The organism is Rhizobacter sp., assembly GCF_031412075.1.
Classification (GTDB): Bacteria; Pseudomonadota; Gammaproteobacteria; order Burkholderiales; family Burkholderiaceae_C; genus Rhizobacter.
On sequence record NZ_JANOCG010000651.1, the window covers coordinates 1 to 12,341 of the forward strand.

Sequence of the window (12,341 nt, forward strand, 5' to 3'; positions counted from 1 at the left end):
GAAAAGCACAAGGCCCTGACCTACCCGCGTACCGACAGCAAGCACCTGCCCGAAGACTATGTGGCCGTGGTGAAGAACACCATGGAGATGATCGCCACCGAAGACATGCCCGGCCCGCTGAAGGCCTTGGCCACGCACGCGAAGAAAGCGATCAAGGAGGGCTACGTCAAGCCCAACAAGCGCATCTTCGACAACGCCAAGGTGTCGGACCACTTCGCCATCATCCCGACCTTGGTGGCGCCCAAGAGCCTGACCGAGATCGAGGCCAAGCTGTACGACATGGTGGTCAAGCGCTTCCTGGCGGTGTTCTTTCCGCCGGCCGAGTTTCAAGTCACCACGCGCATCAGCGTGGCGGCGGGCCACAGTTTTCAGACCAACGGCAAGGTGATGGTCAAGCCCGGTTGGCTGGCGGTGTATGGCCGCGAAGCGCAGGAAGACGACGCCAACCTGGTCGCGGTGGAGAAGGGCGAAAAGGTGCGCACCGAAAGCGCTGACGCCAACGGCCTCAAGACCAAGCCACCCGCGCGTTACACCGAAGCCACGCTGCTCTCCGCGATGGAAGGTGCCGGCAAGCTGATCGACGACGAAGAGTTCCGCGAGGCCATGCAGGAGAAGGGCCTGGGCACGCCCGCCACGCGCGCGGCCATCATCGAAGGCCTGCTGATGGAGAAGTACATCTACCGCGACGGCCGCGAGCTGGTCCCCACCGCCAAGGCCTTCCAGCTCACCACGCTGCTGCGCGGGCTGGGGGTCGAAGACCTGACCAAGCCCGAGCTCACCGGCAACTGGGAGTACCAGTTGTCGGAGATGGAAAAGGGCAAGCTCAGCCGCGAGACCTTCATGGCAGAGATCGCCGCCATGACGCAGCGCATCGTGGCCAAGGCCAAGGAATACGACCGCGACACCATCCCCGGCGACTACGCCACGCTCAAGACGCCCTGCCCGCAGTGCGGCGGGGTGGTGAAAGAGAACTACCGCCGCTTCACCTGCAGCGGCAAAACGGGTGACGCCGAGGGCTGCGGTTTCTCCATCGGCAAGATCCCCGGTGGCCGCAGCTTCGAGCTGCCCGAGGTCGAGGAGTTTCTGGCCCACAAGAAGATCGGCCCGCTCGAAGGTTTTCGCTCCAAGGCGGGTTGGCCCTTCACGGCCGAGCTCAAGCTGGTGTTCGACGACGAGATCAAGAACTGGAAGCTCGAATTCGACTTCGGCGAAGACGCCAAGAAAGAAGGCGAGTCGGGCGAGCCCATCGACTTCTCGGCGCAAGAGTCGCTTGGGGCCTGCCCCAAGGACCAGGGGCGTGTGTTTGAACACGGCAGCAGCTATGTGTGTGAACACGCCGTCGGTGCCAACGTCACCTGCGACTTCAAGAGCGGAAAGATCATCCTGCAGCAGCCAGTGGCACGCGAGCAGATGAGCAAGCTGCTCACCACCGGCAAGACCGACTTGCTGGAGAACTTCGTCTCCAACAAGACGCGGCGCAAGTTCAAGGCCTTCCTGGCGTTCGACAAAAAAGAAGGCAAGGTCAGCTTCGAATTCCAGCCGCGTGCGGCCAAGGCGCCGGCGGCGAAGAAGGCGGCCGCGAAGAAGGCCGCTTAGAGAAGGCCGCGCAAGCGGCTGCGGCACAATCCCCGAGGCTTCGCGACGCGTCTCATCAGACGGCGCGCGCGAGGTCTCAACCAACACATCATCTAGGGGATTTGTATGAAAAAGAGCATTGCCTGCGCCGCCCTCGGCCTGGCCATGGCGGGGGGAGCGTTTGCACAGGGTGTGCAGGTGCGTGGTTTGATCGGAGGCGGCCTCACCTTCGGTGGCGACACCCTCGCCACCGTCACCTACCGCGACAGCGACGACGACGCGAAAGTGCACGCTGGCGGGTTGATTGCCTTCAACGGCGGCATCGAACTTCAGTTCACGCCGCTGGTGTCGGCCCAGGCGGTGGTGAGTTACCACTTTGACCGGGCCAACGCATCGAACGGCGACGTCAAGTTCGAGCGCACCCCGGTCGAACTGCTGGGCCATTTCCGCATGAACGACTGGTTCCGGCTGGGTGGCGGTGCACGCTACACCTCGGCTGCCAAGTTCCGCGCCACCGGCTATGCGAGCAACTTCCTCGCCGATGTGGATTTCAAGCCCACCTGGGGCACGGTGGTCGAAGGTGAGTTCTTCCCACTGAAGTCATTCGGCATCAAGGTGCGCTACGTGTCGGAGAAGTTCAAGGCCAAGAACAGCCCCAACCCCAACGCGCCGTCGCTCGACGGCAGCCACGGCGGCGTCTACTTCAACTACTACTTCCCCTGACCCGCCGCGCCCGCGAGGCGGGCCTGCTGCCGCCTCGCCTGCCCTGAATGTTCTCCGTCATCCTGTTCAAGCTGCTGGCCATCATGGGTGTGGTCGTCATCGGCTACGTGGTCGGCCGCAAGGGCTGGCTGGGCCCCAACGACCCGGCGCGGGTGCTCGGCTATGCGGCCTTCTACATCTTCGTGCCGGCGCTGCTGTTTCGCACCACCTCGCGCATTGAATTTGCCACCCTGCCCTGGGGCACGCTGGCGGCGTTTTTTGTGCCGGTGGTCGCGCTGATGTTGAGCGTGTATGCCTGGCAGCGCCGCCGTGGCGGCTTGCCGGTTGCCGCACCCAGCGTGCGCGCCATCACGGCCACCTTCGGCAACACGGTGCAGCTGGGCATCCCGATGGCGCTGGCGATGTTTGGCGAGGCCGGCCTGTCCATCCACGTCACCATCGTGAGCCTGCATGCGCTCACGCTGCTCACCGTGCTCACCGCCCTGGTCGAGATGGACCTGGCGCGCGAGCGGGCCCGCCTCGGCGAGGCCGATGCACACGTCGGCCGCATGCTGATGGACACCGCGCGCAAGACCATCGTCCACCCGGTGGTGCTGCCCATCCTCGCCGGCCTGGCCTGGAATGCGCTGGGCGCGCCCACGCCCGCAGTGGTCGACGAGATGCTGCTGCAGCTGGGCCAGGCGGTGGTGCCGATGTGCCTGGTGCTGATCGGCTTGTCGCTCGCGCAATACGGCTTGAAAGCGGCCGCGAAGGGCGCCGTCACCTTGTCTCTGCTCAAGCTGGTGCTGCTGCCGGCGGTGGTGCTGGTGGTGGGTCACTGGGTCTTTGGCTTGAACGGCCTGCCGCTGTCGGTGGTGGTGATGGCGGCGGCGCTGCCGGTGGGCAACAACGCGCTGATCTTTGCGCAGCGTTATGAAGTGCAAGAGGGCGAGGCGACCGCCGCGATTGCGCTGTCGACCTTCGCCTTCGCGCTCACCGCGCCGGCCTGGCTGTGGGTGGTGAGCCACCTGCTTTGAGTTGCGTGATGCGCCACGAGACACACCACCGCCTGCCCGCCAGCGACGGCTATCCGATCGAGGTCTTCGAGTGGCTGCCCTCCGCGCCCGCGCGGGCCGTGGTGCAGGTCGCGCACGGCATGGGCGAGCACGCGGGGCGCTACCGCGCGCTGGCGAGTGCGCTCAACGCCGTGGGTGTGGCGGTGCTCGCCAACGAACACCGTGGCCATGGGCCGGAGGCCTTGCGCCGCGGCGAGAAGGGCCGGCTCGGGCCACGTGGCTTCCCCGGGCTGGTGGACGACATGCGCGCGGTCAGCGACCTGGCGCAGTCGCGCCACCCCGGTGTGCCGCTCGTCCTGCTCGGCCACAGCATGGGCTCGTTTGCCACCAAGATCTACCTGCTCGACCATGCGCACCGGCTGCGTGGCGCGGCACTCTCGGGCACGGTGGCGCTCGACCTCGCCGAGGCTGGCAACAACTCGGCCTGGAAGCTGCAAACCACCAACACCCCCGCCGCTGTTCGCCGCACGCCCTACGACTGGCTGAGCCGCGACGAGGCCGAGGTCGACACCTATATCGCCGACCCGCTGTGCGGCTTTCGCCTCGAGCTGCAATCGCGCCAGTCGATGTATGCGGCGTATGCGCGCACCACCCAGCCCGAGGCGCTGCGTCGCATTCCGCCTCACCTGCCGCTGTACCTCTTTGTTGGCGATGCCGATGCGATCCACCGCCAGCTCGCCTACTTCAACCCGCTGGTCGAGCGCTTTCAGTCCGCAGGCCTGAGCGACGTGACGGTGCGCATCTACGAAGGCGCACGCCATGAGGTGCTCCACGAAACCAACCGCGCCGAGGTGACGGCGCATTTCATCGAATGGCTCGAGCGCGTGCTCCGCTGAGCCCGATCACGTCAGCGACTCAAAGAGACGAGAACGGCCCCGTCACCTCGTAGGTGATGCCGCTTCCGTTGCCACCGCGCTGCGAGCTGAAGTACAAGCGCGAGCCGTCCGGGCTGAAGGCCGGGCCGGTGATCTCCGAGTCGTCCTGGCCTTCGACTTTCAGGATCGGAGCGACCGACCGATCCGGCGAAATCACGACCAGCTGCATGTTGCCGCCGTCTTCTCCCACGTAGATGTCGCCACGGCTGGAGACCACCACGTTGTCGACCCCCGACAAGATCGGGTCGGGCGCGGTGTTGTCGTCATAAATGATGTCGAGACGGTCGTTGCTGGTGTTGAGCGCCCAGACGCGGTTGTCGCCCTTGGTCGTGAAATACACCATGCCGTTGTGGAACCAGATGCCCTCGCCGCCGTTGAAGCTGCTGCTCTGGCTGACTTGCCGGCGCGTGCGGGTGCCGGTGCTGCTGGGGTTGGGCGTCGGAACGCGCAACCACTGCAACTGGTAAGGCGCCGATGTTCCGGTGCGGCGCGCCACCTCGAGCGTGCCTGCGCTCAGGTCGCCGGCGCGGGCCGGAAGGAAGCGATACAGGCGCCCGTCGGACTTGTCTTCGGTGAGGTAGAGGTAGCCGGTGGTCCGGTCCACGGCCACGGCCTCGTGATCGAACCAGCCCAGCGCATTGCGCACGATGGGCGCCCTCACGCCCGTCGGGTCGCATTCCAGCACGCGGCCCCGGTCGGTTTCTTCACACGTGAGCCAGGTTCCCCAAGGGGTGGGTCCGCCGGCGCAGTTGCGGGTGGTGTTGCTGCAGATGCGGTACGCGTTGGTGATGGCCCCGGCCGAGTTGAACGCCACCGCGCCCACCCCGCCCTGGCGCGAGCTGCGCTCGGAGTTGGAGACGTAGATCCAGCCCCCGTTGGCGGTGGCAAAGGTGGCGCCACCATCCGGCGCGCTGTGCCAGGTGTAGCTGCTGGTGCCCACGCGCGACCCGCTGCGTGCCACCACCCGCGACCTGAATCCCACCGGCAGGCGAATGCCGTCGGCATTGGGAGGCTGCAGTTCGCCAAAACTCCCGGCGGCCATGATTCTTTGCAAGCCTTCTTCGCCGAGGGGATTGGCAGGCACGGCTGGCAGGCCCTGCGCCCAGGCGGCAGGAGCGCCGATCGACAGCAAGCCGCCGGTGAGCAGGGACCGGCGAAGGAAGTCGCGGCGTTGGCCGTCGGGGTTCTGGTCGGAATCGCGCATGTGTCACTCCATGAAGGTTTGGCGCCGCAGGCTAGTTGCCGAAAGTTTCAGTGTCATGTCGGTGATGCATGAGCCGCCATCACCTGTTCCCTCAACTTGCGGGTGGCGAGCATAGGCGTGGTGCTTCGAATCGCAAAAACCCCGTCGAGGTATCGCAGTCGAGCGTGTTGCAAGCGTCTCGCCTGCCGCGCGCGTAACACAACCCCAGTGGGATCGCTTGATTCGAGTGGCCTAAGGAAAACTCCGACGAAAAACACGTCGACTGCGTGGGCATCGTTCCACCCTCACCGCCGTCGCGACATAAGAGCTGCTTTCGCCGTCCTGCTTGACGCTTCACAGCTGCGCGCGGGTCTGAAAATCGTTTCACGAGGGGGACATCTGCCACATCCCCCCGCCCCCCATGAATTCGTTCAGAAAACTTCTCAAGCGCGCCCGGGCCCACCCAGGCGTGGCGCTCGCGCTGCTGGCCTCGGCCCTGCTGCTGTCGGGCCTGGCCGCGCTCTACCTGCAGGCGCTGCACGAGGCCGATGCCCGCAAGAGCCCCGAGGCGCAGGCGTTCGAGCAGGCCCCCGAAGACTGGCTGGCGAAGGAGCAGAACGTCTCGCAGTTCCGCCAGGCGCTCGACGCCGGCAGCCTGTCGGCCGTTGGCCTGGCCAGTGCCCACCCGGGCCTGGTGCTGTACACGCTGAAGAACGGTGAGAGGGCCAGTTCGAGGGTGCCCGGTTGCACGGCGATGGGCTGTGCCGGCACCGCACTCGACCGCTTGGGCGACAAGAGCGCCGAAGCCGGCTTTGCCCTGGTCAGCGTCGAGATCGACCCGCGCACCACCAATCGCCGCATGCTCGACGCGGCCAACGCGCTGCTGCCGCCGCTGCTGCTGGTGGTGCTGCTGGTGGGTGTGCTGTTGATGGCCGCCAAGCTGCAAACCGGCATCGGCGGTGCGGCCTCCAAGCTCGCGCTGCGGCCCGAGACCCAGTTTGAAGACGTCATCGGCAGCCACGAAGCCAAGGCCGCGCTGAACCGAGTCAAGGCCTTCATGCACGACCCCGGGCACTACGCCAAGCTCGGCGCCTCGGCCCCGCGCGGCGTGCTGCTGGTGGGCCCACCCGGCACCGGCAAGACCCTGCTCGCCAAGGCGCTGGCTGGCGAAAGCAAAGCCAACTTCATTGCGGTGGATGGTTCCTACTTCACCGCCATGTTCTACGGCGCAGGGGTGAGCAAGGTCAAGGACCTGTTCAAGCTGGCGCGCAAGAACGCGCCGTGCGTGCTGTTCATCGACGAGATCGATGGCATCGGCAAACGCACGCAGGGCGGCCAGGGCGGCGGGGCCGAGTCGGAGCTCAACCGCATCATCAACCGCGTGCTGGTCGAGATGGACGGCTTCGAGCCGATGGACAACGTGGTCGTGGTGGCGGCCACCAACCACGAGAACAACATCGACGAGGCCATGCGCCGCCCCGGCCGCTTCGACATGCTGGTTCGCCTGGGCTTGCCCACCTTGCCAGACCGCCAGCGCCTGTTCGAGTTCTACATCGGCAAGCTGACGCATGACGGCAGCGCTGACGCCGGCTTGCTTGCCCGCATGACGGCGGGCATGTCGCCGGCCGAGATCGCCAACACCGTCAACAAGGCGGCCTCCACCGCGGCCGAAGCTGGTGCGCCCAAGGTCTCTTCCGAACACTTCTTGCGCGCGATCGAAACCCATCAGCTGGGCGGTGAGGTCTCGGCCATCAAATCCTTGCTGACCGAAGCCACCCGCGCCCGCCTGGCCTATCACGAGGCCGGCCACGCACTCGTTGCTCACGCACTCGGTGTGGGTGCGGTCGAGCGTGTGACCATCGAGCCGCGTGGCCCGGCGCTTGGCGTGACTTACATCACCCGCGACACCGAAGACCCGCTGTACCAGCAGGCCGAGCTGAGCGGCCGTCTGGCGATGATGCTGGGTGGGCGCGAGGCCGAGTTGCTGGTGCTGGGCAGCGTCTCCAGCGGCGCGTCAGACGACTTGAAGCGTGCCTCCGAGCTGGCCATCAACATGGTGGGCTCGCTCGGCTTCTCCAAGACCTTCGGCCTGCTCAGCGTGGCCGGCGTTCCCAAAGAGCTGCTGGGCCCGGACATCCAGGCCGCCGTGTTGCACGAAGCCCGTGCCTTGCTGGAGCAGGCTCAAGCCCGTTGCCAGCAGTTGCTGGCGGCCCGGCGCGCTCAGCTCGAAGCCTTGGCGCAGGCCCTGCTGGCGCAGGAAGTGCTCGGTGGCGAGCAGCTCCAGCAACTGCTGGGCCCCGAGGCTGCGGCGAGATCGCGCAGTTGTGTGCGACAGCGCACAGAGCCGCTCCCCGAGCCAGCCTAGAGTCGCTTGTGGGATTGGCGCGCGCTGGGCGAGCCGACCCGCATTGCGCTTCTCGCGCAAGCAAGGAGCATCAGCATGAACAGAATCATCTGGGTTGTCGGCGCGGTCGTCATCGTTCTCTTCGTTCTGGGCTACTTCGGCCTGCGCTGAGCCGGGCTCAGACCCGCGCACTCACGCTCAACAACAGGTTCGCCAGCGACTGAGGCGCGGGCATGTCGTCGGTGCGGTGCATCAGGCGCGCGCGGCGGTCGAAGATGAAGGCTTGCGCCGTGTGGCGGTCGGGGCCCGCAGCGCGCCCGCGCAAGAAGTTTAGCAGCGGGTCGACCTGCTGCACCGACGGCAGGGCCGCCGTCCAGCGCTGCGGCTGCGCGCCATGGCGGCCGAGCCAGGCGCGCAGGCCCTTCACGTCATCGCCCAGCGGGTCGATCGAGACCGACAGCAGGCGGATGTCTCGGCCCTTGTCGTGCGCCGCCAGCAGCGCTTGCGTCTGCGCAAACACCGCACCCTGGATCGGGCAGGTGGCGCTGCAGCCGGTGTAGATCAATTGCAGGGCAGTCACCTGCCCTTTCAAGGCGGCGGCGAGGTCGAAGGCCTTGCCGTCCATGCCGGTGACGTGCAGCTTCGGCGCGGGTTGCTCCGGCTGCACCGGGCCGAAGTTGGCGTGCGCGTGTGCACGTTCGGCGCGCAGCAACGCCGCTGCGCCCAGCAGCAGCACGAGGCGGCGCGGCAGGGGCAGCTGGTGGACAAGAGACATGGGGTGGCTCCTCAAGGCAAGCTGTTCAGGTACAGCCACAGGCTGCGGCAATCGGCGTCGGCCAACGTGTAGCGCGGCATGTCGCGTGGGATGAGCACATAGGCCGGGTCGATGCCGCTGCGCAGCAGCCGGCAGAAGTTGGTTTCGTCATACGCAGAAGGTGGCCCGCCGCGGCGCGCGATGCGCTGCGTGAGCCGTTCGCGCGTGAGCAAGGGACCGAACGAACTCGGGGCCGACGCTGCTCGCGCCGGCCCCGCAGTTCCCAAAGCATGGCAGTTGATGCAACGCGCCGCGCCCGGCGGCAAGGGCGCCGCATGGCCGGTGATGGTGCCTTGCAGCGGCGCGGCCCCCGCGTAGAGCTGCAAGCCTCGCTGCACGGCGCCGTCGTTCGACGCCGCGGTTCCGGGCGTGACAAGCACTGCAGCCAAGGCGGCCGCACTCGCACACGCCGTGAACCACCAAGGGCCCATCACTTCACGATCACGCTGTACATGTTGTGCCCGGTGGCCGCGCCACCCAGGCTCACCGTGCCGGCCGCAAAGTTCTTGCGGTACAGCGTCAGCGGCCGGGGTGTGGCTTCGTTGTTGACAAGCCGGATGCCGGTGGACACCCAACCCGCGGTCATCCAGCCGAAGGGCGCGCCGATGCGGTCGTCGACGGCCACGTACACATCGGCCGAGCGGTTGATGGTGAAGGTGACGGTCGGGTTGCCGGCGAAGCCCTTCGAGTCGTTGGCGGCCCGAATCCACACCGAGCCGGCCACCTGCGAAGGGACGGTCGTGAACGTGAAAGTGCGGTCACCGAACTGCAGGTTGCCCACCTGCAGGTTGCTCTGGATCGACCAGTCGGCCGCGTTGGCGGTGTCGGCCACGGTGAGGCCACTCACAACCAGCGTGGGCGCCGGTGAGGCCGTTTCTTCACGCCCGATCTGCGACACGTAAGCCACCACATCGTTGACTTGCGTCGTCGTCAGCGTGAGGCCGGTGTGCGCCCGGACCGCATCGCCGAGCGTCGCCGCCGAGCCGTCGTGCAGGTAGGGCGCGGTGGCCCACACGTCGCGCAGTGTTGGTGTGTCGATGCCGGTGAGCGGTGCGCCCAGGCGCTGGCCGCTGCTCGCCTTCAAGGTGCCGACGTTGCGCAGGGTGGCCGCAGCACTTTCGGTGAAGGCCGTGCCCGAGTGGCACGAGACGCACTGCGCCACGAACACCGTGCGGCCCGCGTTGGCGGCGGCGGTGTTGCTGCCATCGGCATTGCGCAGCGGGCTCAGTGCAAACTGGTTCAGCGAGGCGAGGTAGGCCGCCAGTGAATCGAGATCGGCACTCACGCCGGCCTTCGCATCACCCAGCGGCTGCGAGCGCGTGCCGGTGTTGAACTGCGCATCGGTCATCAGCCCGCGCCCTCCCGCCAGCGTGCGGATCTGGCCTTCGAAGTCTTGTGTCTCGTCGAAGTTGGCGCTCCAGTGCTTGAAGCCTTGCGCACCCGCGCGGCCACGCAGGTTGGCGGTGTTGCGCAGGCCTTCGCCGAGGCCGCTCAGGTCCCAGGTGCGGCCGTCTTGCCCGCCGTCGTTGTGGCACGAGGCGCAGCTCATGTACGAGTCACGCGAGAGTCGCGGGTCTTTCGCGTCGTAGAAAAACTGCTTGCCGATCAACACGTTGGTGGCCAGGCGTTCGGTGGTGATGGCACCGGGCGAGGCCAACACCGGCACCGTGCTCTCGCCATAGTTCACGAGGCGGCGCAGGTCGTAGATGCCGAGCGTGCGGTCCATGAAGTTGTTGACGTAGAGCTTCAAGCCGTCGGCCGACACCGCCACCGCACCCGGCGCGCGGCCGGTGTCGATGCGCAGCATCTCGAAGCGGCCATACGGGTTCACCACCGCCACCTGGCGGCTGGTTTCCAGCGCCACGAAGAGGTAGGCGCCCGTCGGGTGGTACACCGCGCCGCTCGCCAGGCTCGAGTTGTCGTGGTCGATGCGGGCGGCGTAGTCTTCGTTGAACGTGCCCAGGTCGATGCGCGAGCTGATGGCGCGCACCGTGTTCTGGAAGTCGAGGGCGTTTCCGTCGCGCAGCGTGCCGCGCTGAAGGTTGTCTTGTTTCGACGGCACCCAGGCGCTCGCGCCGTCGGGCGAGATAGCAGCCCCATGCAGGTAGTTGGGCACGCCCCGGCCTTGGATGGAGCCGTCGAACTTGTCGCTGTGGCGCAGCACCACGGTGCGCTCGATGGCCATGGTGGCTGCGGTCACCACCACCACTTCACCGCCCCGGTTCACGCCACCCACCTGCGTTTGCACCGTGGCCGTGGCTTCACCCGGCTGCGGTGGCGAGATGAAGCGCGACACCAGCACGCGGTTGCTCGCGGCCGTGACCGACACATGCCGCGGGTTGGCCCCCACCGACACCGTGCCGAGCGTGGCGCCGGTGCTGGCGTTCAGCTTGAGCAGGTTGCCAGTGGCTTCGAGCGCCACGTACGCCGCGCTGCCGTCTGGCGCGAAGGCGATGCCGAACGGCATGGAGGCCCGCGGCAGCGCCAGCGTCTGCACCACGGCGAGGGTGCTCGGGCTGACGATGCTGATGCTGGCGTCGTTCTTGTTCGTCACCCACACACGGCCGTCGGGAGCGATGGCCACGCTGCGCGGCGCGCCGCCGACGTTGATCTCGGCGACACGCGCATTGGTGTTGCCGTTGAACACGCTCACGCTGTCGTTGTCTTGGTTGACCAGCCACACGCGCGGTGTGGCTGCGTTCTCGATGGCGAGCGTCGATGACTGCGTGGGCTTGCTCGTGGTGGTGGTGGCGTAGACGGCCTGCGTGAACACCAGGTCGCGTGTCACGCCGTTCACGTCGATGGCCGTCACCGTCACGGTGTAGTGGCCGGGCGCGGCGTAGGCGTGGCTGATGCTGGTGGCGGTGGAGTAGGCCGTGGTTGCCGTGCCGTCGCCAAAGTTCCAGCGGTAGCGTGTGCCGGTGCCGCCGTTCGAGGCCACGTTGAAGGTGGCGTTGTTGCCGCTCACCTGCGGCGGCGCGAGCACCGGCTCGATCACCAGCGCCGAGGCGCTGATGGCCCAACCGAAGTTCACGCTCGAGCTGCCGCTGCGGCCGTCGTTGGCCGTGACCGTCACGTTGAAGCTGCCTGCGGCGGTGGGTGTGCCGCTGATCAGGCCCGAGGCGGTGTTGATGGCCAGCCCGGTCGGCAGGCCGGTGGCACTGAAGCCGATCGTGTCGCCATCGGGGTCGCCGGCGCTGATGCCGAACGAGACCGCCTGGCCCACGGTGCTGCTGCGGTTGGCCACGCCCAGCACGGTGGGCGGGCGGTTGATCATTTCCGTCTTCTCGGCCGAGCGGTCGGCAAAGTCGTTGAAGTTGCCTTGTTTCACCAGCGTCCAGTTCGTGCCGTCGTTGCTGGTGTAGAAGTTCCAGCCGGCGATCACGCCGTTCAGGCCGCTTGCCGCGGGCCGTGGCAGATAGCGGAAGCCGCCGAAGGTGCGCGGCCCGCCCAGGTTGACGGTGTAGCGGTGCGGCATCGGTGCGGTGGTGCCGGTGTACTGCGTGTGCCAGTAGGTGGCGGCGTCGCCATCGATGGCTGCGGCGGCCGAGTTGTTGCCCGAGGCGGCCTCCTGGCTGTCGGCCTGCACCTGCCAGCCGGTGCGCGGGATGGTGGCGCCGCTGCGATCGAGCAGGTTGAACTCGGTCATCGAGGTCCAGGGCTGGCCGTTGGTCTCGGACACGGCTTCGAGCCGCACCCACGAGGCGGCGATGGCCGGGATCACCACGTTCCATGCCACGTTGGTGCTAGTGGTGGCCACGTTGTTGCTGGC

The 12,341-nt window shown here is 67.1% G+C and carries 10 protein-coding genes; 6 read left to right on the forward strand and 4 right to left on the reverse strand.

All coding sequences use genetic code 11. The features are described from left to right. From RMO40_RS24210 to RMO40_RS24225, 4 genes are all read left to right on the forward strand, one after another. A partial coding sequence (locus RMO40_RS24210; protein WP_309726297.1) for a DNA topoisomerase occupies positions 1-1,596 on the forward strand: 1,596 nt, incomplete at its 5' end. Positions 1,597-1,701: 105 nt separating this feature from the next. Continuing rightward, the gene (locus RMO40_RS24215) at positions 1,702-2,298 is read left to right on the forward strand and encodes an outer membrane beta-barrel protein (protein WP_309726299.1); all 597 of its coding nucleotides are present in this window, start codon (positions 1,702-1,704) and stop codon (positions 2,296-2,298) included. 47 nt (positions 2,299-2,345) lie between these two features. Continuing rightward, positions 2,346-3,314: an AEC family transporter gene (locus RMO40_RS24220; RefSeq protein WP_309726301.1), complete on the forward strand. Its 969-nt coding sequence runs from the start codon at positions 2,346-2,348 to the stop codon at positions 3,312-3,314. Between the two features lie 8 nt (positions 3,315-3,322). Then, positions 3,323-4,189 carry an alpha/beta hydrolase gene (locus tag RMO40_RS24225; RefSeq protein ID WP_309726303.1) on the forward strand — a complete coding sequence of 289 codons (867 nt, stop codon included), beginning with the start codon at positions 3,323-3,325 and terminating at the stop codon, positions 4,187-4,189. Between the two features lie 19 nt (positions 4,190-4,208). Here RMO40_RS24225 and RMO40_RS24230 read toward each other — a convergent pair whose 3' ends face one another. After that, positions 4,209-5,432, reverse strand: coding sequence for an alkaline phosphatase PhoX (locus RMO40_RS24230; RefSeq protein WP_309726305.1), 1,224 nt, complete (start codon positions 5,430-5,432; stop codon positions 4,209-4,211). 400 nt (positions 5,433-5,832) lie between these two features. Between RMO40_RS24230 and RMO40_RS24235 the strand changes: the two genes are divergently transcribed. Together RMO40_RS24235 and RMO40_RS24240 are read left to right on the forward strand one after the other, a co-directional pair. Beyond that, positions 5,833-7,776, forward strand: coding sequence for an AAA family ATPase (locus RMO40_RS24235; protein WP_309726307.1), 1,944 nt, complete (start codon positions 5,833-5,835; stop codon positions 7,774-7,776). A 6-nt stretch (positions 7,777-7,782) separates the two neighbouring features. Continuing rightward, positions 7,783-7,926: a hypothetical protein gene (locus RMO40_RS24240; protein WP_309726309.1), complete on the forward strand. Its 144-nt coding sequence runs from the start codon at positions 7,783-7,785 to the stop codon at positions 7,924-7,926. A 7-nt stretch (positions 7,927-7,933) separates the two neighbouring features. On the opposite strand, the gene RMO40_RS24245 is transcribed toward RMO40_RS24240, so the two are convergent. Genes RMO40_RS24245 through RMO40_RS24255 form a run of 3 tightly spaced genes read right to left on the reverse strand, consistent with a single transcriptional unit; the run spans position 7,934 to position 12,329 of the window. Next, positions 7,934-8,530: an SCO family protein gene (locus tag RMO40_RS24245; RefSeq protein ID WP_309726311.1), complete on the reverse strand. Its 597-nt coding sequence runs from the start codon at positions 8,528-8,530 to the stop codon at positions 7,934-7,936. A gap of 11 nt (positions 8,531-8,541) precedes the next feature. After that, positions 8,542-8,958: a hypothetical protein gene (locus RMO40_RS24250; RefSeq protein ID WP_309726313.1), complete on the reverse strand. Its 417-nt coding sequence runs from the start codon at positions 8,956-8,958 to the stop codon at positions 8,542-8,544. A 41-nt stretch (positions 8,959-8,999) separates the two neighbouring features. Further along, complete coding sequence (locus tag RMO40_RS24255) at positions 9,000-12,329, reverse strand: discoidin domain-containing protein (protein ID WP_309726315.1); 3,330 nt, start codon at positions 12,327-12,329, stop codon at positions 9,000-9,002. Positions 12,330-12,341: the final 12 nt, after the last annotated feature.

Excerpts from the sequence above, each read along its gene's own strand:
- RMO40_RS24215 (WP_309726299.1), top strand. The coding sequence starts at position 1,702 with ATGAAAAAGAGCATTGCCTGCGCCGCCCTCGGCCTGGCCATGGCGGGG.
- RMO40_RS24220 (WP_309726301.1), top strand. The coding sequence starts at position 2,346 with ATGTTCTCCGTCATCCTGTTCAAGCTGCTGGCCATCATGGGTGTGGTC.
- RMO40_RS24225 (WP_309726303.1), top strand. The coding sequence starts at position 3,323 with ATGCGCCACGAGACACACCACCGCCTGCCCGCCAGCGACGGCTATCCG.
- RMO40_RS24230 (WP_309726305.1), bottom strand. The coding sequence starts at position 5,432 with ATGCGCGATTCCGACCAGAACCCCGACGGCCAACGCCGCGACTTCCTT.
- RMO40_RS24235 (WP_309726307.1), top strand. The coding sequence starts at position 5,833 with ATGAATTCGTTCAGAAAACTTCTCAAGCGCGCCCGGGCCCACCCAGGC.
- RMO40_RS24245 (WP_309726311.1), bottom strand. The coding sequence starts at position 8,530 with ATGTCTCTTGTCCACCAGCTGCCCCTGCCGCGCCGCCTCGTGCTGCTG.